18 protein-coding genes are annotated in these 24842 nt (G+C 56.9%); 8 read left to right on the forward strand and 10 right to left on the reverse strand.

Annotated elements, in window-relative coordinates; genetic code table 11:
* Positions 1-16 precede the first annotated feature (16 nt).
* Positions 17-781: an EAL domain-containing protein gene (locus QPL95_RS12450; protein WP_303291309.1), complete on the reverse strand. Its 765-nt coding sequence runs from the start codon at positions 779-781 to the stop codon at positions 17-19.
* A 195-nt stretch (positions 782-976) separates the two neighbouring features.
* On the opposite strand from QPL95_RS12450, the gene QPL95_RS12455 reads away from it, so the two are divergent.
* Positions 977-2131, forward strand: a complete 1155-nt coding sequence (locus QPL95_RS12455) for an isocitrate/isopropylmalate dehydrogenase family protein (protein ID WP_303291310.1) — start codon at positions 977-979, stop codon at positions 2129-2131.
* A gap of 44 nt (positions 2132-2175) precedes the next feature.
* A complete protein-coding gene (locus QPL95_RS12460; RefSeq protein WP_303291311.1) occupies positions 2176-3435 on the forward strand; it encodes an aspartate aminotransferase family protein in 1260 nt (419 codons plus the stop codon).
* Between the two features lie 3 nt (positions 3436-3438).
* Here QPL95_RS12460 and QPL95_RS12465 read toward each other — a convergent pair whose 3' ends face one another.
* On the reverse strand, positions 3439-3999 hold the full coding sequence (locus QPL95_RS12465; protein ID WP_303291529.1) for a DUF1439 domain-containing protein: 561 nt from the start codon (positions 3997-3999) through the stop codon (positions 3439-3441).
* A gap of 78 nt (positions 4000-4077) precedes the next feature.
* Complete coding sequence (locus tag QPL95_RS12470; RefSeq protein ID WP_303291312.1) at positions 4078-5304, reverse strand: pyridoxal phosphate-dependent aminotransferase; 1227 nt, start codon at positions 5302-5304, stop codon at positions 4078-4080.
* A gap of 154 nt (positions 5305-5458) precedes the next feature.
* Here QPL95_RS12470 and QPL95_RS12475 point away from each other — a divergent pair, with 154 nt between their 5' ends.
* The gene (locus QPL95_RS12475) at positions 5459-6436 is read left to right on the forward strand and encodes a D-2-hydroxyacid dehydrogenase (RefSeq protein ID WP_303291313.1); all 978 of its coding nucleotides are present in this window, start codon (positions 5459-5461) and stop codon (positions 6434-6436) included.
* Between the two features lie 193 nt (positions 6437-6629).
* Here QPL95_RS12475 and QPL95_RS12480 read toward each other — a convergent pair whose 3' ends face one another.
* The 5 genes from QPL95_RS12480 to QPL95_RS12500 all read right to left on the reverse strand — a co-directional run bounded on the left by QPL95_RS12480 (position 6630) and on the right by QPL95_RS12500 (position 14209).
* Positions 6630-7715 (reverse strand): acyl-CoA desaturase, encoded by a 1086-nt coding sequence (locus tag QPL95_RS12480; protein WP_303291314.1) that lies wholly within the window; start codon positions 7713-7715, stop codon positions 6630-6632.
* A gap of 357 nt (positions 7716-8072) precedes the next feature.
* Positions 8073-8738 carry a response regulator transcription factor gene (locus QPL95_RS12485; RefSeq protein WP_303291315.1) on the reverse strand — a complete coding sequence of 222 codons (666 nt, stop codon included), beginning with the start codon at positions 8736-8738 and terminating at the stop codon, positions 8073-8075.
* Positions 8739-8780: 42 nt separating this feature from the next.
* Complete coding sequence (gene acs, locus QPL95_RS12490; RefSeq protein ID WP_303291316.1) at positions 8781-10730, reverse strand: acetate--CoA ligase; 1950 nt, start codon at positions 10728-10730, stop codon at positions 8781-8783.
* A 333-nt stretch (positions 10731-11063) separates the two neighbouring features.
* A complete protein-coding gene (locus QPL95_RS12495) occupies positions 11064-12605 on the reverse strand; it encodes a fatty acyl-CoA reductase (protein ID WP_303291317.1) in 1542 nt (513 codons plus the stop codon).
* A gap of 275 nt (positions 12606-12880) precedes the next feature.
* Entirely contained in the window at positions 12881-14209 is a 1329-nt protein-coding gene (locus QPL95_RS12500; protein ID WP_303291318.1) for an AAA family ATPase, read from the reverse strand.
* Between the two features lie 248 nt (positions 14210-14457).
* Here QPL95_RS12500 and QPL95_RS12505 point away from each other — a divergent pair, with 248 nt between their 5' ends.
* The 4 genes from QPL95_RS12505 (at position 14458) to QPL95_RS12520 (ending at position 20568) form a co-directional block, all read left to right on the forward strand.
* Complete coding sequence (locus QPL95_RS12505; RefSeq protein WP_303291319.1) at positions 14458-16428, forward strand: HDOD domain-containing protein; 1971 nt, start codon at positions 14458-14460, stop codon at positions 16426-16428.
* A 27-nt stretch (positions 16429-16455) separates the two neighbouring features.
* Positions 16456-18633 carry a bifunctional diguanylate cyclase/phosphodiesterase gene (locus tag QPL95_RS12510; RefSeq protein ID WP_303291320.1) on the forward strand — a complete coding sequence of 726 codons (2178 nt, stop codon included), beginning with the start codon at positions 16456-16458 and terminating at the stop codon, positions 18631-18633.
* Positions 18634-18860: 227 nt separating this feature from the next.
* Entirely contained in the window at positions 18861-19514 is a 654-nt protein-coding gene (locus QPL95_RS12515) for a class I SAM-dependent methyltransferase (RefSeq protein WP_303291321.1), read from the forward strand.
* Between the two features lie 46 nt (positions 19515-19560).
* Positions 19561-20568: a DUF2156 domain-containing protein gene (locus tag QPL95_RS12520; RefSeq protein WP_303291322.1), complete on the forward strand. Its 1008-nt coding sequence runs from the start codon at positions 19561-19563 to the stop codon at positions 20566-20568.
* Here QPL95_RS12520 and murI read toward each other — a convergent pair.
* Positions 20560-21390 (reverse strand): glutamate racemase, encoded by an 831-nt coding sequence (gene murI, locus QPL95_RS12525; protein ID WP_303291323.1) that lies wholly within the window; start codon positions 21388-21390, stop codon positions 20560-20562. The two genes, QPL95_RS12520 and murI, sit on opposite strands and share 9 nt — an antisense overlap.
* 2 nt (positions 21391-21392) lie before the next feature.
* Complete coding sequence (gene nudC, locus QPL95_RS12530; RefSeq protein WP_303291324.1) at positions 21393-22220, reverse strand: NAD(+) diphosphatase; 828 nt, start codon at positions 22218-22220, stop codon at positions 21393-21395.
* Positions 22221-22361: 141 nt separating this feature from the next.
* On the opposite strand from nudC, the gene plsB reads away from it, so the two are divergent.
* Positions 22362-24833 (forward strand): glycerol-3-phosphate 1-O-acyltransferase PlsB, encoded by a 2472-nt coding sequence (gene plsB / locus QPL95_RS12535; RefSeq protein ID WP_303291325.1) that lies wholly within the window; start codon positions 22362-22364, stop codon positions 24831-24833.
* The last annotated feature ends 9 nt before the right edge of the window (positions 24834-24842 follow it).

Genomic DNA, 24842 nt, shown 5'->3' on the forward strand with positions numbered 1-24842 from the left:
TCCTGTAGTCAGGTAATCAATCGGGGAACACGGGCTCGGGCAGGCACTCAAAACCCGGCTTGGCGAACAGGTAACCCTGGTAAAGAGTGATGCCCTGGGAGCGCAACCAGAAATACTCTTCTTTGGTTTCGACACCTTCGGCCACAATCCGCCCACCCAGGTGGCGCATCATGGTAATAATGCCCAAAACGACCGCCTGCTTGTTAGGCTCTTCGTGAATGTTCCGCACCAACGCCATATCCAGCTTCAGAATATCCGGAGGGCTCAACATCATGATGTTGTATCGGGAATACCCGGCACCAAAGTCGTCAATGGCCGTGCTGAACCCCATCGACTGATAAGCTTCAATGATCGCGGCCAGATGCTCGACGGAGCTGAGGTCCTCATTCTCGATCATCTCGAAAATGATTTTTCTGGTATCGAAATTGTACGTTTTGGCTGCCGCCAGAGTGGTGCGAATACAGTACTCAGCCTTGTACACCGCATTGGGCATAAAATTGATACTGAGCATTGGCTGCATGTCCAGACGGGCCGCCAGCTTCACTGCTTTGACCCGACAAATCTGGTCAAAGGAATAGCGGTTATGCTCGTTCACATTCGACAGCACACTCATGGCACCTTCGCCATTGGTGCCTCTGACCAGCGCCTCGTAGGCGTAGACGGTTTTAGTCTCCGCGTCCACGATGGGCTGAAAGGCAAAGCTGAATGAAAAATCCAGCCCGCTGCCACAGGCACACTGCTCGCAATGCGACTCGTCAAAAAGCACTTCCGGTCTATTCACACAAGCTCCGACATACCAATAAATTCATTTGGAGGCAGCTTAAAAGATTCACCTGCGTTCCACTATAGCGATCAACCGCAGTTCGGTAAAACATCGTGAATTTATAAAGCCGGTCACCGCTGGCATCTGTGGCCCCTGTGACTACACTGATTTTGTTGAACAGAACCACACACATAGCTCCAAGGAGGTTAGGGAATGGCCCAGACCACCCGCATAGCAGTGACTCCCGGTGATGGCATCGGTCCCGAAGTCGTGGCAGAAGCCGTTCGTTGCCTGGAAACCCTGCGCGCAAAGCACGAACTGGCACTGGAATGGACGCGCTTTCCCTGGCCTTCACACGCATGGCATGAAGAACACGGCGAAAGCTGGCCTGCGGATGCCCTTGAGCAACTCGGACACTACGATGCGATCCTGCTGGGCGCATTGGGCGATCCGGGACCGATTCACGACACCAACCGGTATTTGCTGACCGACAGCGTGTCACTGGCGCCCCTACTCGACATGCGCAAAGGTTTTGATCAATGGGTGTGCGAACGCCCTGCCCGACTGCTTCCGGGCGCGCGGCAATACCTCAAGGATGACCGGGCCAAAGACATCGACATGCTGGTCATACGGGAGAACAGCGAAGGGGAGTATGTCAGCCAGGGTGGCCGTCTGCGCCAGGGCACGCCAGATGAAGTCGCCACCCAGATGGAAGTGTTCACTCGGAGGGCCACCGAGCGGATCATCCGCTATGGCTTCGACCAGGCCCGGAAACGTGCCGAAGAGCGCAAGCAGCAGGGCCGAACCCGAACGTTTTCAACCCTGGATGGTCGCTCTTGCGAAAGTCAGGTGTGCCTGATCACCAAACGCAATGCGTTACGCCACTGGGGCGACATGTATACCGATGTCTTCGCAGAGCTCAGCGAGGAATATCCGGATGTCGCCACCCACCACGAACTGGTGGACGCCGCCTGCATGAAGTTTGTTCAGTGCCCCTGGGCTTTTGATGTGGTGGTTGCCAGCAACTTGCAGGGCGACATTCTGACCGATCTGGCGGCGGTACTCTCCGGCGGCATGGGCGTAGCCCCGTCCTGTAATCTCAACCCCACGGACCCCGGCAAACCGTCAATGTTCGAGCCCACCCACGGCAGTGCGCCGGACATTGCCGGACAGGGTATTGCTGACCCCACAGCGATGCTGTTTACCACCGCGCGCATGCTCGACTGGCTGGGAAGAAACGAACCCATGTTGGCGCAGGCCGGAAAGGAGCTATTCGACGCAGTGGCGGCCGACCTCGCCGAGAAAGGCAACGAGCAACGAAGCACGCGAGAAATCGGCGATGCCATTTGTAAACGGCTAACCGCCTGACTAGGCTGAAACTGAGCTTTTTCAATTCACTCCGGGAGGTGTCAATGACCGACCACAAAGGCAAACTTTCTCCCCTGCTGAAGCAGGCTACCGGCATCACCGCCGCCAAAGGCGAAGGCGCCTATATTATTGATCCGGATGGCCGCCGGTATCTGGACTTCACTTCCGGGATCGGCGTAACCAGTACCGGCCACTGCCACCCCAAGGTCGTTGAAGCTGCCCAAAAACAGGTGGCCACAATGATTCATGCCCAGGCGACAACGGTTATGAATCCACGGTTACTGGAGCTTGCCGAGAAACTCGGAGAGCTGACCCCGGACCCGCTCAATGCGTTTTTCTTTTCCAACGCCGGCACCGAGGTGGCGGAAGGCGCCATCCGGCTGGTACGCCAGGCGACAGGCCGCCCGAACATCATCGTTTTCCATGGTGGCTTTCACGGTCGCACCATGGGTTCGCTTTCACTGACTACATCCAGTGTTGGCTTGCGTGCCGGCGTCAGCCCGATGATGGGTGGCGTGGTCGTCGCGCCCTTTCCCCACGCCTTCCACTATGGCTGGAGCCTCGAGGAAGCCACCGACTTCTGCCTGAAGGAGCTGGATCGGATCTTTGTGACCTACTCCGCCCCCAAGGAAACCGCCGCCATGCTGATTGAACCAGTGCAGGGCGAAGGTGGCTACGTGCCGGCCAATACCCGCTTCATGCAAGGCCTGCGGGAACGCTGTGACAAGCACGGCATCATGCTGGTATTCGATGAAGTTCAGGCCGGCTTCGGTCGAAGTGGCAAATTCTGGGCCCACGAGCATTTCGGCGTCACACCCGATGCCATCATGATCGCCAAAGGCCTGGCCAGCGGCTTCCCCATTTCTGCATTAGCGGCATCGGAAGAGACCATGGCCAAGGGCTGGCCAGGCTCTCAGGGTGGCACTTACGGCGGCAACGCCGTTGCTGCTGCGGCTGCCATCGCCACTATTGATGTCATCCGCGAAGAAGGGCTGGTCGACAATGCCGGCCGCATGGGCAAACGCCTCAGGGACAACCTGGATGCCCTGAAAAAAGACTACCCTGAGATGGCCGATATCCGCGGCATGGGCCTGATGGTGGGCGTTGAAATGCGTCGTGGTGACTGCCCGGACGGCGAGCGCGCAGGCAACATTCTCAAAGAATGCGAGAAACGGGGCCTGCTGATGTTACGTTGCGGCCCCTACCAGGAAATTGTGCGTTGGCTGCCACCGCTGATCATCAATGAGCAACAGGTGGATGAAGCTACCGGTATCTTTGAGGAGGCACTCAAGGCTACCGCCTGAGGACTATTCAGCCATTACGAACTCGATGCGGCCCGGCGCAACGCGAATATCCATCGGCACAAGGCCGAACAGGCGCTGGGTCGGATCGGCTTCATCCAGCCGGTAAACCGGCATGGTTTCCAGCATCTGAGCCACAACCCGCATCACGGTATCCGTCACCGGTGCCAGGTCGCCCTTGAAGAACGGCGAATCGATGGAGCTTTCCAGCAATTGCAGGCGACGAATGTATATGGCTTTTTCCTGGCTGTCATAGACCGGCGCACCTTCCACTTTCAAGGCAAGATCGACAGGAAGCTTGGCCATCAGTGCATTTAAGGCAACCTGCCCCTTCAGATCAATCACCGCCACATCACGACCGTCCGGGCCCAGGGTAATGTCCGCATCGGAAAGACTGAGACTCAGCGGCGAGCCGCTTTTCAGCTGATTGCGATCGTATTGGGCAACGACATCCTGCAGATGCCGCTCAATCTCGCCCTCAGAAATGGCATAGGGGGACAAGCTCGCGCAGCCGCTCGCCATCACAATTGAAAAAAGCGTTATCAAACGCAGAACAGGCTTGATCATTTCCATCACCAGTCAGTTTCCTCAGAAGTGCAACTATACTGCGGCATCTCCTGAGGACTGACAACTTAAACTCCTGTATCAGAACTGCTGCTTTGCCATCCAGGGAATGATCCGGCCAAAGGCCTCATCCATGCGCTCACAAGTGGTGGAGAAACTGAACCGGAGCGCATTGGTGCAGCTTTCGCCGAAGGCATCCCCCGGCACAACGCACACACCGGTTTCCTTGAGCATTCGCAGCGCCACATCCGAGCCATCCACATGGGGCGGCAAGTCCGGGAACGCGAAGAACGCACCGCCCGGCTTATAGCCGGTCAGATAAGGTGTCTGGTCAATCAACTCGACCACTTTATCCCGGCGTTCCCGATAGATATCCACCATGTCGTTTACGCACTTCTGATCGGCGGTCAGCGCCGCAACCCCGGCAAACTGGGACGGCGTGTTGGCAACCGAGGTGGTAAACATATGGTATCGGCGCAGGGATTTGATCGCCGCTTGACTGGCGATCACCCAGCCAATACGCAGCCCCGCCATGCTATAGGTTTTGGAGAAGCTGCTGATGCACATAATGTTGTCCAGGTCGGTGGAGCAATTCAGGACGCTGGCAAAATCGTCGTCATCAAAAATCAGGTGGTCATACACCTCATCGGCATACACCTGAATGCCACGATAGGCGCATTCTTCCAGGATGGTTTCCACGGTGCTACGCGGGTAAACGGCACCGGTCGGATTGTTCGGGTTGTTGAGAATCAGCGCGAAGGTTCGCGACCCCATGGCCCGAATCACTTCGTCCGGATCCAGCTGATGGTTGTTCTCCGCGCGGGTAGGTACATACTTCACCTCGCCACCGGTCATGCGGATCAAGGGTGCATACAGCAGGAACGAAGGATCGGTCACAATAAACTGACGCCCCGGGGCGGAAGTGGCCGAAATAGCCAGATACATAGCCTCGGTGGCGCCACTGGTCACCAGAATGTTGTCTCTCGTCAGCTTGCGGTTGTAGCGTTTACCGTAATAGTCCCGCAGTGCCACCAGCAGTTCCGGCAGGCCGGCATCCATGGTGTAACCGGTCTGGCCTGCATTCAGCGCGTCTATATAGGCATCAATGATGTGTTTTGGCGTGGGCAGGTCGGGCTGCCCGATTGAAAGATGGATCACATCTTTCATGGTGGAGGCCATATTCACCAGCCGGCGAATCCCGGACACAGGAATGGCCTGCATGGCGGGGTTCCAGCTGGCCTTAGCCTTACGATACTTCACTTTGCGCGGCGTAGTCTGGCCTGCGTCCTTGTTCGGGGATTCTGCCATATGCACCTCCTTACGGCGTAAAAATAAGGGCTTACAAGCAGCGTAGTCATGAACAACGGAGCACACAAGAAAACAGTCGGATTTGACCACAGCCGGACCGGCTACCAGACTGTGTAGATGCACCCTTAACCAGCCGATATCCTCCGGAGTTGAAATGACAGAGTCCCGAAAGCCGGTTGTCACCGTTCTCACCGCCCCCAACGAGCCCGCACCGCCGGGGATCGATGCTGTCAAAGCGAGGGCCGAAGTGCGTTTTGCCTGTGACGAACAAACCCTGAGGGACACCCTGCCCGGCACCGATGTGATGATGGTGACCGACTTTCGAACGGAGGCACTCGAGGCTGCCTGGCCTGTTGCAGACCGCCTGAGGTGGATTCACGCCACCAGTGCCGGGGTGGATGCGCTGATGTTTCCGGCCCTTGTTAACAGCGATGTCACGGTCACCAACGCCCGCGGCATTTTTGACCGGACGATTGCCGAATACGTGCTGTGCACCATACTTATGTTCGCCAAGGATTTTCCCCAGTCGATCCGGCTGCAGTTAAAGCACAAATGGAAACACCGCGACACCGAGCGCGCAGAAGGCAAGCAGGTTCTGGTGGTTGGAGCAGGCTCTATCGGCCGGCAGATTGGCAGACTGGTGAAAGCTATTGGCCTCCACCCGCACGGCATTGCCAGAACACGCAGGGGCACTGATCCGGATTTTGATGCAGTGCACGGTAACGATCAGCTGTTTGACCAACTGCGGCATGCTGACTATGTGGTGATTGCCGCGCCTTTGACCCCGCAGACTGAAGGCCTGTTTGACGGCAAGGCCTTTGCCGCCATGAAGAAAACCGCACGGTTGATCAACATCGGGCGCGGGCCAATCGTGAATACCGACGCGTTGATCAAGGCCCTGGATGACGGCGAGATTACGGGCGCCGCACTGGATGTGTTCGAGGAGGAGCCACTACCGGAAGATCACCCGCTTTGGCAGCGGGAGAATGTGATTATGACGGCGCACATGGCCGGCGATTTCATCGGCTGGAAACGGGCGCTAACAGATCAGTTCCTGGAAAATTTTGACCGCTGGCACAGTGATGGCGAGCTGTTTAACCTTGTTAACAAAGAATTCGGATACGCTGGTTAGCCCGGGAGATTGCCGCTCTGGACATATCGTGATTTGCTGAAAGCCCGGAGCGGCTAACGGGTGACGCTCTCACAAACACGCTGTGAATACATCCCTGTACGCTCTGCTCCGCCATCCATGGCTCCGCAAGGTTTGTGAGAGCGTCACCCGTCATCCGCTCCTCCGAGTATGCCGTTCCGATAATGCCCCAGGATCAACGATTAGCCGCCGAATATTTTGTCTGCAAAGGCATCAAATCAAAAACGCGGCTTTCGTCGTTGGGATCCACCAGTACCGTGGGTGATTTGTAGACCCTGGGCGTGGTGTACAGCATCTTCAGCGCCGTACCGTGAGGCATGGCCATGTACCGCTCCGGCTCGTTTTGCTCCAGCCACCTGCGGACCCTGGGCGCCTTGTTATGACCCATTTTCGGGAAGAAATGGTGCTCAATATGGTGGCTGAACCGGAAGTGCAGCCGGTCCAGGATCGGATTGCTACGCAAACTCATGGAGTTATCCAGCGGATTGTTCGTTGGCGTTTGCGGGCGCAGGAAGTGGTTAGTCAGAATGTACGCCTGACCCAATACATTGGCCATCATGAAAGGAACCAGAACCGTAAACACGGCCATAGGGCCGGACAGAACCGCCAGGCTAACCCAGGCTGCCAGACAAACCACCACCTGCGCCATGGCCGCTTTACGGTTGAAACCTTTGAACTGCTTCCGGCGACGGGCCTGCACCCAAAGCACCAGCTGCGCGTGGAAAGTAAACGAGTAGGTCAGAAACAGATAGCTGTACCAGGTGCCGGAACCTGGCGCCAGCTTGGTGAACTTCTTCTGGCCCGGATTGGTTTTATACCGGCGCAGCGTACCAAAGCTGTCCGGATCGGTATCGCCACTGTTGGTGTTGGCGTGGTGTACCACATTGTGCCACTTACGCCAGAACTCGGGAGGCACCAGATACGGTCCAAAGCCGAGCCAGCCGAAGAAGTTCTGCCACTTCCGGCTCATCCCCAGCGCACCGTGCAATACCTCATGGGCCAGCAACGCCTGGCAGCCAATGGTATGCCCCACCAGCAATCCCAACCCCAGGTTGGCGTACCAGGGCAGCCCTGCCAACAGAATAGTCGCCAACCCGGCCCAGATGATTGCCTGTAACGGCAAAAACCAGATCACTCGCCAGGTCTGCGCCTTGAACGTATCAGCGGGAAGCTCCTTCTTCATCCGGTCGCGGAGCTCCCGCTCATCCGGCTTACCAAACACGACGGCCTCCGCCGACTCCGGTTTCACTGCTGCGTTCATGTTCCACCTTTATTTTGTTGAACCGATATTAGCAATAGAATTACAGCGTACATATGTGCGCCGAATCTATACCAACAAAGTCAACTAAACAATGTCCAATTAAGTTTTTTATAAACCAACACACAGACGAAAGATTACGTATGTACTCTAAATTAACTGGAGGACTTCGGGGGAGTCGGTTGGTGAGCTTTTCTGAAACCTTGCGGAGCCATGGATGGCGGAGCAGAGCGTACAGGGAGGTATTCACAGCGTGTTTCAGAAAAGCTCACCAACCGACTCCCTTGCACCAAAACTCAAAACCAAAAAAACGGGCGCCCGAAGGCGCCCGTTCTCAATGCATCATTCAAAAACCCAATCTCAGCTCCCCGAAAGCGACTGCTCCGAAGGATCCAACTCCATCTGCTGAATGGCAATAACCGCCTGAGTCCGGTTACGAACCCCCAGCTTGCGGAACACCGCGGTGATGTGGGCCTTGATGGTGGCTTCCGACACATCCAGATCGTAAGCGATCTGCTTGTTCAGAAGCCCCTCGGCCAGCATACCCAGCACCCGGAACTGCTGCGGCGTGAGAGACGCCAGGCGTTCCGAGAAATCCGTAGGCTCAGACTGCATCCGCTCGATCTTGTCGGCAACACCCTCCGGCAGCCACACATCGCCCTCCAGAACCGCCTGAATGGCCTCGGTAATGGTCGGCAGCGGCGCGCTTTTGGGAATGAAGCCAGATGCACCGTAATCCACCGAGCGGCGCATAACCTGCAAGTCTTCCGAGCCGGACACAACCACCACGGGCAAACCCGGGTACTGGCCACGCATAAACACCAGGCCCGAGTAGCCGTGGGCACCCGGCATGTTGAGATCCAGCAGGATCAGGTCAGCGTCCGGGTTTGCCTCTACCGCCGCCTGCAGTGCCTTGATGCTGTCGACTTCAACCGTTCCGGCATCCGGCACCGCCTGATTGACCGCCTGTTTCAATGCTGCCCGAAACAGCGGGTGATCATCCGCGACGATAATTGTTTGTGTCATTCCACACAGTCCTCACAGGTTATTGGCCGTCTTCAGCCAGCGTTACTTGAACGCCCGGCTGTCGATCAGCTCATCCACTACGCCCGGATCAGCCAACGTGGAGGTATCTCCAAGCTGATCGTGCTCATTAGCGGCAATCTTACGCAAAATCCGACGCATAATCTTGCCAGATCGTGTTTTTGGCAGCCCAGGTGCCCACTGAATCACATCCGGAGAGGCAATCGGGCCAATTTCCTTACGAACCCACTGCACCAACTCCTTCTTCAGTTCATCAGAAGGCTCTTCGCCTTGCACCAGGGTGACGTAAACGTAGATGCCCTGTCCTTTGATCTCATGGGGATAGCCAACAACCGCCGCTTCGGCAACCTTGTCATGAGAAACCAGCGCACTCTCCACCTCCGCCGTACCGAGGCGGTGGCCGGATACGTTCAGCACGTCGTCTACACGGCCGGTGATCCAGTAATAGCCGTCTTCATCACGGCGGGCGCCGTCACCAGTGAAGTACATGCCCTTGTAGGTACTGAAGTAAGTCTGGATGAAACGCTCGTGGTCACCGTAAATGGTGCGCATCTGGCCGGGCCAGCTGTCCAGGATAACCAGGTTGCCTTCCGTTTTGCCTTCCAGAATATTGCCTTCGTTATCCACCAGAGCCGGCTGCACACCAAAGAACGGCTTGGTTGCAGAGCCTGGCTTAAGATCTACGGCACCGGGCAGCGGCGAAATCAGGATGCCACCGGTTTCGGTTTGCCACCAGGTGTCCACAATCGGGCACTTGCCGTTACCGATCACGCGGTGGTACCACTCCCAGGCTTCGGGGTTGATCGGCTCGCCCACGGAACCCAGCAACTTCAGGCTCTCGCGTGTGGTGCCGTTCATGCAGGATTCGCCTTCCGCCATCAGGGCGCGGATCGCTGTAGGAGCGGTGTAGAGGATGTTGACCTTATGCTTGTCAACCACCTGCCCCATCCGAGAGCTGTCCGGGTAGTTCGGCACGCCTTCAAACAGAACGGTGACGGCACCATTGGCCAGCGGGCCGTAAAGGATGTAACTGTGGCCGGTCACCCAACCGAAGTCGGCCGTACACCAGTAAACGTCACCATCGTGATAATCGAACACATACTGATGGGTCATGGAAACATACACCATGTACCCACCGGTGGTGTGCAGAACACCTTTCGGTGCACCGGTAGAGCCAGAGGTGTACAGCATGAACAGCGGATCTTCCGCGCCCATGGGCTCCGGCTGACACTCGGCCGATGCATTTTTCATCAGATCTTCATAGCGCGCATCGCGCTCATCGTTCCAGGGCACCTGGTCATTGCCCGTGCGGGTGACCACGATAACGCGATCAACCTTGGCTTCACCCTCGTGCTTCAGGGCCGCATCAACGTTTTTCTTCAGCGGGATCGCACGGCCACCGCGCAAACCTTCATCCGCGGTCACCACATAGCGGGACTTACCATTGGCAATACGGGCCGCCAGTGCTTCCGGAGAGAAGCCCCCAAACACAACCGAATGAATGGCACCGATGCGGGCGCAGGCCAACATGGCGACTGCCGTTTCAACAATCATCGGCATGTAGATAGTGACGACATCGCCCTTCTTCACACCCTGATCTTTCAGGACGTTGGCGAATTTACAGGTTTCTTCGTATAGCTCGCGGTAGGTCACATTGCGAGACACGGATGGGTCATCACCCTCGAAGATAATAGCGGTCTGGTCACCACGCTTCTCAAGGTGGCGATCCAGGCAGTTGGCCGAGGCATTCAATACGCCATCTTCGAACCACTTGATGGACAGGTTATTGTAATCGTAGGTGCTGTTCTTAACCTTGGTAAACGGTTTGATCCAGTCAATACGCTTGCCATGCTCGCCCCAGAATACGTCGGGTTGCTCTACGGATTGGCGATACATGTCTTCGTACTGTGCTCCGGAAACCAGTGCCCTTTCGGCCACTTCCGGACTCACCGGGTATACCTGTTTATCTGTCATTGTGCTCCCCCTTATTCAGAGTCTGTTGTCGTTATCGGTTATTAGATTCAGGGTGGACGGGCGGACCGCGCCCAGGTAAGACGGATACCCGTAGTTCAACATGTGTGCCACTGCACAATGAATTAGACTAACGTCCAACGGAATATCTGAACAACCGTAAAACCACGCCAGAAACGGCGGAAACAGCGGCGATCACGCTCAAACGTTCCGAAAAATACCGATCCGGACACTCAAGAAAAAGCATAGTTCGTCAGCGTGGAATAGCAAAAGAGAGAATACTGGCAAGGGCGGCCCGGAGCGGGGTTGCTCCGGGCCGGTCGGGCAGAAAAACGATCAGGCGGCTTGTTTGCGCTGCCGTAAGGATTTCAGGCGATACACCTTCCTGGCTTTCAGGGCGTAACGATTAAGCCCCGCCAGGTGAATTTTCCTCAAATACACCTCCCAATCAATGGCTCGGGCATCAACCGGGAACAGCCCCTTGTCCACCTCACCCGAGCGACTGGCCAGCGCAAGCAATTCATCGTTCCGGAAAATATAATCCGGCGCCGTGTAGAACCCGAAGATTGCCGCCAGCGACTGAGTGGTGTCCAGGTTTCTCAACCATTTGAGATCACTGCCGTTACCCAGAAGTTTCAAAACCCGGTCGGTGATACTTAAGGGCAACCGGACGCCACTGATCACCAGATCAAACAGCGCTCGATTCACCGCGACAAAGGGCTTGGTCGGCTGCCGGTAGAACAGGTGGTCGTAGGCCGCGTAGTTGGCTTTGGACTCCGCCATCAGGTGGTCAATAAACTCGCCCAGCGTTATCGGATTAGAACCACCGCTGCAGCACTGATAAATGCGCTGTTTGCCCGGCTCCGCGAGCGCTTCGGCCAGCGCCAGAATGATTGAATTGGCCACAAGATCAACGGGAATAACGTCAATAACGCCCGACCGTTTACCCGGGAACAATGTGACCTTTTCACGGGCATAAGCCAGGATGATGGCGTCTGCAACCTTGACCCCTTCAATCCAGCCGGCGGCAGGTTCTTCCAGAGCGCTTTCGATGATAGACGGCCGCACAATGGTCAGGCTACGGCCATCCAGAGCCTTCATCAACAATTGCTCGCCAAGCCACTTGGTGAACGTATAGGTGTCACTCCAACCGTAACGATTAGCCTCCCTGATACCCAGGTCGACCAGCTTCTTTTCCAGAACCTTTCCGGAGTAACGTGAGCGCACGTCCGCGATCTTGTCTTCCAGCAAGCGCACCAGTTCTTCAATTTCGTAATACCCGCGACTCGAACGGGGAATGGACTCGCCTGCGGGCTTGATCACCGATTCCGTGACTTGCCCCGAATTCATCCCATTGACGTAACAGGTAGAGACTTGCAGTACCGCCAACTGCGGATTCCTGCGCGCCAGCTCCGCGATATTGTTCAGGCACAGCGTGTTTATCGTCAGCGCTTTATCCAGCTCTTCCCGGAAGTTCACACTGGCAGCGGAGTTGATGACCGCATCCAGTTCAGCGGCCAGCTTGCCGAAAGCCACGGAATCCAGCCCAAACGCCGGCTCAGTGACCTCGCCGGTTATGCAGTGAATACGCTCATCAAGAAAGGCGTCAAAGCCCTCTGGATCGGACTCGCGCAGGCGGTCAAACACCGAGGACGTAGCAATTTCATCAAGAAAGCGGCTGCGGGCATCCGGGTGCCTTTTATTACCACGGATAAGAAGATAGATACCCCCGATGTCGGGCACCGCCCGCATCAGTTTTTCCAGCACAACCTTACCCAGAAATCCGGTTGTGCCCGTAATCAGAACCCGCTTGCCCCTGAACTGACCAAGCACCCTGGATGATGAAGCGTCAGCATGATGAGCCTGCCGTGTTGCCATGGTGGAACTCCTTCTCTTAAATGACTAATGCCGATCAGACACCGGCCAGTACTTTGCGGGCGGGCTATGTCCCTTTCCCCTCGTTACTGCTTCCCTGTTACAACCGCCTGTCAGAGTGACTGCATATTGCGGGCCACGAACCACGATATCGGTTAATTCTCACACAACAAACGTGACAGCAGGGTGACAGACTGCAAAATTACGACACACAAAACGCTAATAAAATGACAATTAAGAAGGCACATCGGGCGAGCACGAAAACCCGTGAAAGCCCCTCACGAGAATCCGGTTTTGTCCTGGCCGACCAGTGCCTGCAGCAGATCATCCAGAGAGACGTTCGACGGCTTTTCCCGAAGGGCGCGGACGAGCTGTTCCTGCTCCCCGAAACTGACACGATCGTACAGCGGGCCATCCAGACCACTGCAGCTATCGGTGGCGGCTGCTATTCCAGACGGCCGCGGCGCTAACTCATCAGCGAGATGCCTTAAATGACGAGCCATATTGGATCGGTCCGGTGCCGGCAGCTGCTCCCAGTTCATGGCGGCCAGGCTGGTCTGCAAAATTTCCACGGTATCCGCATCCGGGCTGCGCCCCAACAGTGCAAAAAGACGGGTAAATGCCTCATACCTGAGCATGGCATCGTCAGGCACCAACGCCATGGCTTTCTCGAATTGCACGATCAGTTCCAGGCAATGCTGCCTGGCGGTTGTTTCTTCAACGGGTGCCTGCCCCCCATCCATTGCCACCGCCGAAGTGCGCTTGGCAACGCGATACCAGTAGGCAGCAATGCCTGCCTTTCTGGGCGGCAGGCTTCCGACATGGACGCTCAACATTTCTGCCAGCGAATGAAACTGCCGGCAGGAAGGGTCCGAAGCCGGGAGCACCGTTACAGGCGTTTGGTCCAGTACCGACTGGCGCAGAGTTTCATCACGCCAGAGCGCCCCGAGGTAATGCAGGGACCATTGAAGATGGCGCTGGCAGGCGCCATTGAAACGCTGAAATACCGACCGAGCCTGGCTGGAGCCCTGAGCCATGTTTACGATCACCGCCGGAGTACGGCGATAGCCCCGACGCTTGAGCACTTTCATCAGGGAAAAGGCGTCGGTCAGAGATGCCGGGTCCGGAGTGACCACCAGGCACGCCAGCTCGGCGGCTGCGAGCATATGCAAACCGACAGCCTGCAGCCCGGACGCAGTATCGATGATAACCGTGTCGTAGCGGTGCTCGAGTTGGTGTAAAGCGCTCAGAACAGCCAGGCCACCCTGCTCCGACAATTCCATGCAGTCCTGGACACCCGACGCGCCCGGAATCAGGTCCAGCCCGCCATAGGTTGTCATGATGATGTCCTGCATAGCGCACCTGCCCGCCACCACATCGGCCAGCGTACGCTGAGGGTAAGCGCCCACCATGATGCTGACGTTGGCCAGATCGGTATCGCCATCCAGCAGAAGCACCTTCTGGCCCTGTTCCGAAAGAGCGATGGCCAGGTTAAGCGCCACCGTCGTCTTGCCGACACCGCCTTTGCCGCCGGTAATGGCGATGGTTCGGGTCTGGCGCGATTTCTGCTTCGGACTATGGTTTTGTGTCTGCTTCGGGACTTCCATGAAAAACAGCCTGGACGCTCAAACTTGTCACTATAAGCGACATTTTAACCTGTAAAAAGGGTACACATATCACAGACCGGATAATAAATTGCTTAAAAAAACATCAGTAAGTATTTAATAGTGACAGATTATTGTCTAAGCTCAGTGACCAAATAAGAAGAATGAACACCCTGTCATATTATTTCAATACAGAACAGGGATGCTTGCGCGGGGCCATCAGGCGACCACGTGGGACCAGGGGGCGTGCCATGACTATCGCGACGGACATTGCGTCAGACTTGCAGCTGCCGAGCCTTCCGGAGGTTATCCTGCGGGCTCTGGACGCCTGCCATTCCGGGCAGAGCTATCGTGAAATAAGCCGTATCGTCTCTGCCGACACCGCCCTCGTCGCCCGACTGCTTTCTCTCACCAGTTCCGCCCTCTATCACCGCATGCCGCCCAGCCACTCTGTCGAACAGGCACTGTTGCGGTTGGGCACCCGAAAATTCCAGACCCTGCTACTGACCTCCGCCCTGAGACAATTAATGTTCGAGCTCGGTGGCAACGAGTGGCAACAGCTGCGCGATTTCTGGCGCCATTCCCTGACAACCGCACTGACTGCAAAAACACTGGCCACACTGACCCGCTACCCGGAACCGGACGAAGCCTTTCTGCTGGGCATGGTGCACAACATTGGCGAGCTTATTGCCATCAAGACGCCCTGCCCGGAACGCAAGCAGTTGTTATTGAATCAGCAGAATGACATTGCCGCCGGGCTGGTGTCCTCCTGGGGCCTGGGGACCATGGCCGCCGATGCCATGCGCTATCAACAAGCCCTGCCGGGGCAGCTCCGGGATGCCAGCCACCTGGTCAAGATCATCAGTCTGTCTACCCGACTGGCCTTGTCGGATGCCGCTGGCGTCGGGGCGGCCGGCACCATCTTCGGGCTGCAGGAGGACCTGACCCGGGAGATCAACAAGAAAATCAGCGAGGAAGTCGCCAGCGTCGCAGCCTCTCTCGGCATTCCTCTGGATGCGGGCTACGATGCCCGTGAGGCGACACGGCAACTGAATCACCGGCTGCTGGAACACACCATGGTGCGCACCGCATTGACACTGCCTTCGTCAGGCCCGGAGAACATTGGCACACTGGTGTCAGAGGCCGCCAGCAGTCTTGCGCTTATCACTGGCCTGCCCGTCCTTTGCTTCAACCAACAAGGTGAAGAACTGGTACTTCGCTCCGGCACCTGCAGGCAGCTGCCGGAGTTGTCCGTCAATCCAGCCACCGGCGACAGCGCCCTGACCACCGCTCTGAGAACCGGCAACACCACGACCATGAATCCGGCCGAGCCTGCGGTACTTGATCAGCAACTGAGTTCCCTTTTAGGCGCCCCATCGCTCCTCGCTATCCCCATTGCCACCAGTGGCAGTGTTTTCGTGATGGGTGTGGATGACCAGACGTTGCCAAACGCACGCAATCTTGGTGGTTTGTTCGCCCGCGAACTCGCAGCCGTTCTGGCGCAGTCAACGGATGACGCCATCGGTTCAGAACAGCAAATGGTGAGCGAACGCCTGCGCCGGCAGGTACACGAAGTCAGTAACCCGCTCACGATTATCGGCCAGTACCTGTTCCAGCTCCGCAGTCGGCTCCAGGACACTGCAGTTCAGGATGAGCTGGACATCATTCAGGAAGAGCTGGACCGGGCCGGCAACCTGCTGCTGCAGATCAGCCAACAGACCACGGAATCCGCCAACACCGGCACAGGCACCAACCTGAACGAGGAACTGACAGGCCTTGGCACAATCCTCCAGGACAGCCTGTTCCACGATGGGGACAGGGAGCTTGAGCTGAACCTCTGTACCGCAGACACGAGAGTCCAGGCGAGCGCCTCAACGGTGCGACAGATTGTCCTGAACCTGGTCAGGAACGCCGCGGAAAGCTTTGGCAATCGACCAGGAACGGTAACTCTGAGTACCACGGCACCGTTATTCCAGAACCGGCGATGCTGGGTCGAGTTGCAGGTTTCCGATACCGGCCCCGGTATTCCGGAGCCTCTGCAGCAGCGCCTGTTTGAACCGGTCACAAGCACCAAAGGAGATGGCCACAGCGGCCTGGGGCTGAGCATTGTCAAACAACTGATTGATGACATGGAGGGCATCATCGCTTGCCACACCGGCCCGGAAGGCGCTGCGTTCCGGATGCTGCTGCCGGCAGCAAGTCATAACGACAACGACACCTAATGACGACGAAACCACGGACCCACAACCATGGCAACCAATCAGAGCAATGCCCTCTCTACCTCCGCCCGACGCCGCAGCATTCTGGTCGCGGATGATGAACCCCGGTTGCTTAGAATCCTGGCCGACCTGCTGCAAAGTCGGGGATTCGAAGTCACCGAGGCTCACGGAGGCCGGCAGGCCTGCACGTACCTGAACCAGCAGAGCTTTGACCTGGCCCTGCTGGATCTCAATATGCCAGAGGTTGACGGCTTTCAGGTGATGGCGGAAACCCGCCGCCTGCAGCCAAACTGCGCGGTCATCGTGGTCAGCGGGGAGACGTCGTTCAGGACGGTTAGTCGGGCCCTGCGCCGGGGCGCACTGGACTACATCCGCAAGCCGTTTGATCCCGAGGAGCTGCTGGCAACCGTTGAGGGAGTACTTGGCAAGCAATCACTGATTCGCGCCCATGAGATGGTTCAGTCCAGGCTGGAAAAGTCCGAAGCCCTCCATCGCTATATCGTCAACAGCTCCCCGGACATCGTCTTCATGCTCGACGAAACCGGGCACATCTGCTTTATCAACAACAAGGTCGAAAGTCTGCTGGGCTATCAGCCGGCGGAGCTCTGCGGGCAGCACTTCCGCCACATCCTGGATGACCGGGATGTGGCACGGGGCACTTATGCCTTGCAGGGCCCGGACATCTCCGCCGATAACCCCCGAATATTGGAAGTCCGCTTCAAAACCCGCGGCAGTCATAAGGCCACCCGGCACTTCGAGGTCACTGCCTTCCCGGTGGACCCGCAAACCTGGCCCCAGACCGGCAAGACCCAGGGCGGCTGCAGCGGCAAGCCAGCCCGATACTACGGCATTGCCCGCGACGTGACGGAGCGCAAGGAGGCGGAAGCCTTTATCAACTTCCAGGCCTATCATGATTTGCTCACCCGACTGCCGAACCGGGCATTGTTCAAGGATAGGCTCGAGCTGGCCATCACTCAGGCTCGGCGAAGCCAGCAGAAGCTTGCGGTCATGTTTCTCGATCTTGACCGCTTCAAGGTGGTCAACGACACCCTTGGGCACGCCATGGGCGACCGCCTGTTGCAGGCCGTCACCCAGCGGCTGGAAAAATGCCTGCGCCGTGGCGACACCCTGTCCCGCTTTGGCGGCGACGAATTCACCCTGTTGCTGCCCAGCATCCACGGCCATGAAGATGTCAGAAACATTGCCCGCAAACTGATACAAGCGCTGAAAGCGCCATTCCAGTTAGGGGATCATGAAGTGTTCGTGGGTGTCAGCATCGGCATTTCTGTGTTTCCGGAAGCCGGCGAAACGATGGACCTGCTGATCCAGAATGCGGATATCGCCATGTACCATGTCAAGGCGCGCGGCAAAGATGGCTACCGGTTCTATACCGAGGCCATGAGCACCAATACCGCCAACCGGCTCAGCCTTGAGCGGGATCTCAGGCTGGCCATTGAGCGTGACGAGTTACGAGTCTTTTACCAACCTCAGGTTTGCTCCCAAACCAACCGTATGCTTGGCCTTGAGGCCCTTGTGCGCTGGAAGCACCCGGAACTCGGGCTGCTGTACCCCGGTGATTTCCTGCCTCTCGCCGAGGAAACCGGACTGATGGGAAAACTCTGTGACCGGGTTATGAATCAGGCCTGCCGCGACGTTGGCCAGTGGATTGCCAGCGGCCACCCTGAGCTGCGCCTGGCGGTGAACCTGTCCCCCAGCCAGGTGGAGCACCCCCGGTTCGTCGAAACCCTCATGGAGCGCGTCAAGGCGCACCGTTTCCCCTGCAAAAATCTGGAAATTGAGATTACTGAAAATGTGATCATGAACGACCTGGAGCAGATCAGTCAGAAGCTTCGCGATCTGGCCGCCACCGGAGTGCGGATTGCCATTGACGACTTCGGCACCGGCTACTCCTCGCTCAATTACCTGCATCGACTCCCCATACACACACTCAAAGTCGACCAGTCCTTCGTAAAAGCCATCCGCAGTGGCGACGAAGGCGCCTGCATTGTCAATGCGATTGTGGCCATGGCCCACGGCCTGAAACTTGAAATTGTGGCTGAGGGTGTGGAAACCAATGATCAGTTGACCTACCTGAAAAACCTCGGCTGCCATCAGGTGCAAGGTTTCTATTACGGGCCCGCCAGACCCGCCGCTGAAATCAGCAAAATGCTGAACGTAAGTGACTTGTGTTTCGCTAACGCCGGTTAACGATTATTGATTGTCGGACACTAGGAATCGAAATGTTGATGTGGTTTGCAAAGTGTTGCAGTACGTTACTTTGTGTATCCAGAAATGCGCGCTACTGCACATATTTCAGACAGCCCCTTCTCTAATCTCAGTCCATAACCTGTCGGCCATCGCAATGCCCGCGTTACAGCGAGTAAAAACGACAACAAAGGTGGCGGCAACCAGAGACCAAAAAGAAGGCAGTCAACATGCGCGACAAGTACAAATATATCGGCCCCGCCTACGACTTTCTGAGCAACCTCTACAGCGGCAAAAACATTCACCACTGCAAAACTGCCATGCTGGACGTAGAAACCGTCAAGCCCGGTGATCGCGTCCTGTTTGCCGGCGTAGGCCACGGCCGCGATGCCATACGGGCTGCTGAACTGGGCGCCGATGTCACTGTCGTCGATCTGTCTGAAACCATGCTTCGCAAGTTCGCCGATGCACAGCAGGCCGAAGCACCGCACCTTACTATCCGTCGCATTCACAGTGACATCATGAAGATGGATGAGTTCGAGCAGTACGACATGGTCGTCGCCAACTTTTTCCTGAATGTGTTCGATGAAGACATGATGGTAAAAGTACTGGAGCACCTGATCAGCCTGGGCAAAGCCAACGCCAAAGTCGTGGTTGGAGATTTCTGCTACCCCACGGGCAACATCCTGTCCCGGGCCTTCAAAAAGCTCTACTGGTACATGGCGGTGTTCATCTTCTGGCTGTTCGCCAACAACGCCTTCCACAAAATCTACAACTACCCGGAACACATGCAGCGCCTGGGCCTTCAGGTCACTGAGAAGAAGCATTTCAAACTGCTCAACATGGATTGCTACTGGTCCATTCTTGGCCAAAAACAAGCCTGAACGCCCACAACCAGCACAATAACAACAGGTTACCGGGAGCTTCATCATGTCAGACCAGATTCTCGCACTCGATGGCATCAGAGACATTGCCGATGGCCAGTTTTCCTTCAGTGAGCGCGTGGGGTACCTGAAGAAATACGGGGTTCACTCCCAGTCTTTCTCCACTCTGCAGCCAGGCATGCAATACTTTGACGTGCCAGGTGTTGGCTACATCGCCTACATGCGCAAATGGGGCGGCACTTTCGTTCTTTCAGATCCGGTCAGCGCACCAGAGCACTTCCCGGTCATTCTCGAGCGTTTTCATGAGAAGTTTCCGAATGCCTGTTACATCCAGGTATCCAAGCCGGTTGTCGATTTTCTGCACCTGCGCTTTGGGCTCTTCGGCACCCAGTTCGGCAGCGAGTCCCGCATTGATCTGCGCAAGTGGTCGCTGACCGGCAAAAAGAAACAAATTCTGCGCACCGCACTGAACCAGGCCGAGAAGAGCGGCATTACGGTTATGGAGCGGTTCAGTGACGACCACACCCGGGAAATTTCGGAAGCCTGGATTCGCACCCGTAAATGCAAGAGCAACGAAATCCGCTTTCTGATACGTCCGATGGAAATGGACTATCGGGAAAATGAGCGGCATTTCTATGCTTACCAGGATGGCAAGGCGGTGGGCTTTATCTACTTCGACCCCGTCTACCGCAATAATGAGATCGTCAGCTACGTTCCCAATATTTCACGGGCCAATGCCGATTTCCGCCAGGGTATTTTTTACACCCTGATGGCACATGCCATGCAGGTATTCAAAGAGGAAGGTGTACCCTTCCTGGATCTTGGCCTGATCCCTCTGTCTCTGGACAAGGCCACAGAGCACCAGGAAAGCCGGCTGCTGAAAAAGCTGCTGCACGGCATCTATGAAAAAGGAAACTTCCTGTATAACTTCAAAGGACTGGAATTTACCAAGTCGCGATTCCGGGGCGATGATTTCAAAACCTACTGCTGCCACAAGCGCGCTATTCCCGCCCTGGAGTTTCTCGCTATGTTCAAACTGACCCGGCTACTCTGAGCCGGGCCAGTTACCCTCCACTACTGCCACCGGGATCCCCATTTCAGCCATAAACACGTCAATTCCTTCGGGGGCCGGGCCACTAAAGCAGGCTCTCGCTACCACCTTCTTCGGCTGTCCCGGTGGCGTTTCCGCTGCCGACAGGGCTCCCGCCTGCTCCAGCCAGTATGCCACCCGCCGGGCTATGGCTTCTCCGGACTCCACCCAGAACCTGACATTCGGAAGACTCCTGCGCAGCCAGGGCAGCAATAACGGATAATGGGTGCAACCGAGCACTACCGTGTCCACTCCGGAGTGGCGCAATGGCGCCATGGCCTCGTCCAGCCTGGCCTGCGGTGGCTCCGAACCGCTTACCAGCGCTTCAGCCCAACACACCAGGCCGGGATGCCCGACCCGGGTAACCTCGCAATCCACGGCGAACTCCCGGATCAACTCATCCAGATAGGGCCGTCTGACGGTGGCTGGCGTTGCCAGCAAACCAATCTGTCGATTGTGGGAGCAGGCCACCGCCGGCTTGATCGCAGGCACCACGCCAACCACCGGTATGTCTGTCATGGCCCGCAGATGCGGCAGTACTACGGTACTGGCGGTATTACAGGCAATGACGATGACATCGCAGGCCGATTGTTGCAGGCACTTCGCGATTAACTGGCAGCAACGATCAATAACCACCTGCTCTGGCTTGTTGCCATAGGGAAACCCCGCGTTATCGGCCAGATAAATCAGCTCTGCGCCGGGCAAAGCCTGATGAATGCAGGCCGCCACACTCAGGCCGCCCACACCGGAATCAAAAACCAGAACCCTCGGAGCCTGCTCTTGCATGGTCAGGATGGGCTCCTGCCGGATGCAATATCGGCTTTCATCGCGCTGATCAGGCGGCCGGCGATGGTGGTGTCAGGCGGAACCGGCGGATGCTCATCCGGGCTGAACCAGCCCGCATCGGCCAGCTCATCGTCCTGCAGAACAAGCTCACCACCCAGGTAGTCCGCAAAAAAACCAACCATCAACTGGTGGGGAAATGGCCAGGACTGAGAGCCCTGGTAACGAACATTACCAACCTCCAGTCCGGTTTCCTCTTTCACTTCACGGGCAACCGCCTGCTCCAAACTTTCACCTGGCTCAACAAAGCCCGCAATCAGACTGTAGAAATTACGGGTCACCCGTGACGATTTGGCCAGCAGAAAACGTTCATCCCGACGAATGACCACAATCACACAGGGGGCAATTCTCGGGTACCAAGGGATGTTACAACGGCCACACCAGCGGGCGCGTTCCCGTGGATGCGCTTGAGTAGGCTCTCCGCAACGGCCGCAGTAACGATGATCCTGCCACCACTGCCACACCTGAAACGCGGTGCTGAGAAGGTCTGCAGGCGAACCCGGCATGAGCAGCAGGGCGTCTCTGAGCGTGACGGTTTCCAAACCCGGCAAGCCGGAATCCGGCAGTGTGGTCACATACAGCCGGCGGTCGTCCCAAGTCCCCAACGCCAGAGCTTCCGGCCGGCTGTCCCCCATCTCCGGGCCACCCCAACGCAAAAACCAGCCATCACCGGGCTTCAGAATGTTGCTGCCTGAAAACGCCAGCACAAGGTCGCCATCCTCGGGAGCATCCTCAGCCCATCCGGGCAGCCAGTGAGCGCGGTTATCCACCATAATCGGGCCTTTTCCGAAATCGATTCGTCTTTGCCGCAATGTACCACATCACATTCGTCAGCCAGAATCGGTATACCGCTTTCCGCACCCGTGACAACCCGTTAAACTTGGCGCCTGTTTTCAGGACCGGAGTAACACCTTATGCGACTTTATCAGGGCATTCGCAGCCTGATCCTGTCCCTTTTCCGCAAGATCCTGTTTCTATGGGTCCGGACGGATGTCAGCGGCAACACCCTGGAGGCCCTCGGGCTCGATCCGGAAAAACCCGTGTGCTATGTACTGCAGTACAGCTCGCTGTCCAGTCGCCTGGTACTGGAGCAGGAGGTTATCCACGCCCGACTTCCCGGCGCCACCCCGGCCCTGCCGGTCAAGAACAGCCCTTCGCACTCGTTCTTCTTCCTCTACCGGCGCATTGGCGGGCTGTTCCGTGGCGGCCGGCACAAGCCAGTGCCCACAAGAGAGTTTCGCGACCTCGTTCAGTTTGGCCTGGAACATCCCGAGCAGGATGTGCAGATCGTTCCGGTGTCACTGTTCTGGGGGCGTTCACCAGACAAAGAAAAATCACTGGTAAAGCTTCTGCTTTCCGACACCTGGTCTGTTGCCGGAAGGCTTCAGAAATTCCTGATCATTCTGGTTCACGGTCGCAGCACTTATGTGCAATTCAATCAGCCGCTGTCCCTGAAGCAGGTAGTCGATGAGTACCGTCACAACGAAGAAAAAGCCAAGCGTAAGCTGGCCCGCATTCTGCGCACCCATTTCCGCCGGGTACGCCAGGCGGTTCTGGGGCCAGACCTCTCCCACCGTCGCACCCTCGTTGAAGGCCTGGTGCGCACCCAGGCAGTGAAAGAAGCGATACGCGAGACCGCGGCAAAGGATGATATCCCGCCCGAGAAAGTGCGGGCCAAGGCCTACAAATACGCCGATGAAATTGTTGCCAGCATGTCCATCGTGACGATCCGGTTTCTGGAACTTGTCTTGGCCTGGCTCTGGAACCGGATCTACAACGGCATTGCCATCAACAACATCAAGGTTGCCAAGGAGGCCGCTCAGGACAACGCCGTCGTCTATGTCCCCTGCCACCGGTCCCACATCGATTACCTGTTGCTGTCCTACGTGCTCTATAAAAACGGCCTTATGCCGCCCCATATTGCCGCCGGCATCAACCTGAACATGCCAGTGGTAGGTCCGATCCTGCGCCGGGGCGGTGCCTTCTTCATGCGCCGAAGCTTCAAGGACAACCCCCTCTATGCGACCGTGTTCAATGAATACATGCACGTGATGTTCACCAGGGGTTATTCCGTGGAGTACTTTGTGGAAGGCGGCCGCTCACGCACCGGAAGGATGCTGCAGCCCAGGCCCGGCATGCTCGCCATGACCGTACGCAGCTTCCTGAGAGACCATCGCAAGCCCATTGTTTTCGTTCCGGTCTACATCGGCTACGAGAAAGTGATGGAAGGCCGGTCTTATCTGGGTGAGCTGCGGGGAAAGAAAAAGCAGAAAGAAAGCATTTTCGGGCTGGCTAAAACGGTGCGTAAACTCACCAACTCATTTGGCCGAGTGGCCGTCAACTTTGGCGAGCCCATTCCGCTGGCGAAGGTGCTGGACGACGTTCATGACACCTGGCGGATCGAGGCCTACGACGCAGAATTCAGGCCAGCCTGGCTCAGTGACGCCGTTGAAGAGCTCTCCCGGAGGGTTGCCAGCAACATCAACGCCTCTGTGGCGGTTAACCCGATTGGTATGACGGCCACCGTATTGCTGGGCACCGAACGCATGGCAATGGATGAAGGCCAGCTGATTCGACTGATGGACAAGTTCGCAGCCATGCTTCGTGCCTTCCCCTACGCTGACACCATTACCCTACCTGAAGGAACCGGGAAAGACTGGATTGCCTACTGCGAGAACATGGGGCTGGTGAACCGCCAACCGCAAAAGCTGGGCGACATCATTTCTCTGGAAGGCTCCAATGCCATCCTGATGACTTACTACCGCAATAACATCCAGCACCTGTTCGCTTTGCCGGCACTGGTGGTCAGCCTGTTCGAAAACAAAGCCAGCTTGCGCAGAGACAAAATCACATTTCTGGCGGGCGTGGCCTACCCCTATCTGCAGTCTGAACTTTTCCTGCGTTACACTCACGACGAGGTAGAGGCCATTATCAACCAGTGGATTGATGTTCTGGTTGAGCAGGGGCTTCTGACAGAGCTCGATGACAACCGGCTTGGCCGGCCAGAAGAGGGAACCGAGTCCATGCTGCGAGCGCGCATTCTGTCGCGCTTCATCATTCAAACGCTCGAGCGCTATCACATCGCCCTGGGTATTCTCAGGAAATACGGCTCGGGCAAACTCACCGCCACAGAACTGGAAGAACAGAGCACCCTGCTGGCAGAACGCATGTCGATACTGTTTGGCCTGAACGCTCCGGAATTCTTCGACAAAACTCTGTTCCGGAACTTCATTGCCAACATGCAGAAAAACGGTGTGCTGACCACCGACGAGAATGGGCTACTCTGCTACGGCGAGGGCCTGGATGACGTGGCTGAAGACGCCAGACTGGTGCTGAGCGTTGAGAAACGACAAGCCATTCAGCAGGTCACCATGCTCGACGCATGACCCGCAAAA

It is taken from the genome of Marinobacter sp. SS5-14b, from assembly GCF_030541005.1.
Lineage (GTDB): Bacteria > Pseudomonadota > Gammaproteobacteria > Pseudomonadales > Oleiphilaceae > Marinobacter.

Excerpts from the sequence above, each read along its gene's own strand:
- QPL95_RS12485 (WP_303291315.1), bottom strand. The coding sequence starts at position 8,738 with ATGACACAAACAATTATCGTCGCGGATGATCACCCGCTGTTTCGGGCA.
- plsB (WP_303291325.1), top strand. The coding sequence starts at position 22,362 with ATGCGACTTTATCAGGGCATTCGCAGCCTGATCCTGTCCCTTTTCCGC.
- QPL95_RS12470 (WP_303291312.1), bottom strand. The coding sequence starts at position 5,304 with ATGGCAGAATCCCCGAACAAGGACGCAGGCCAGACTACGCCGCGCAAA.
- QPL95_RS12510 (WP_303291320.1), top strand. The coding sequence starts at position 16,456 with ATGGCAACCAATCAGAGCAATGCCCTCTCTACCTCCGCCCGACGCCGC.
- QPL95_RS12460 (WP_303291311.1), top strand. The coding sequence starts at position 2,176 with ATGACCGACCACAAAGGCAAACTTTCTCCCCTGCTGAAGCAGGCTACC.
- QPL95_RS12505 (WP_303291319.1), top strand. The coding sequence starts at position 14,458 with ATGACTATCGCGACGGACATTGCGTCAGACTTGCAGCTGCCGAGCCTT.
- acs (WP_303291316.1), bottom strand. The coding sequence starts at position 10,730 with ATGACAGATAAACAGGTATACCCGGTGAGTCCGGAAGTGGCCGAAAGG.
- murI (WP_303291323.1), bottom strand. The coding sequence starts at position 21,390 with ATGCAAGAGCAGGCTCCGAGGGTTCTGGTTTTTGATTCCGGTGTGGGC.
- nudC (WP_303291324.1), bottom strand. The coding sequence starts at position 22,220 with ATGGTGGATAACCGCGCTCACTGGCTGCCCGGATGGGCTGAGGATGCT.
- QPL95_RS12500 (WP_303291318.1), bottom strand. The coding sequence starts at position 14,209 with ATGGAAGTCCCGAAGCAGACACAAAACCATAGTCCGAAGCAGAAATCG.
- QPL95_RS12515 (WP_303291321.1), top strand. The coding sequence starts at position 18,861 with ATGCGCGACAAGTACAAATATATCGGCCCCGCCTACGACTTTCTGAGC.
- QPL95_RS12475 (WP_303291313.1), top strand. The coding sequence starts at position 5,459 with ATGACAGAGTCCCGAAAGCCGGTTGTCACCGTTCTCACCGCCCCCAAC.
- QPL95_RS12520 (WP_303291322.1), top strand. The coding sequence starts at position 19,561 with ATGTCAGACCAGATTCTCGCACTCGATGGCATCAGAGACATTGCCGAT.
- QPL95_RS12455 (WP_303291310.1), top strand. The coding sequence starts at position 977 with ATGGCCCAGACCACCCGCATAGCAGTGACTCCCGGTGATGGCATCGGT.
- QPL95_RS12480 (WP_303291314.1), bottom strand. The coding sequence starts at position 7,715 with ATGAACGCAGCAGTGAAACCGGAGTCGGCGGAGGCCGTCGTGTTTGGT.
- QPL95_RS12495 (WP_303291317.1), bottom strand. The coding sequence starts at position 12,605 with ATGGCAACACGGCAGGCTCATCATGCTGACGCTTCATCATCCAGGGTG.
- QPL95_RS12465 (WP_303291529.1), bottom strand. The coding sequence starts at position 3,999 with ATGATCAAGCCTGTTCTGCGTTTGATAACGCTTTTTTCAATTGTGATG.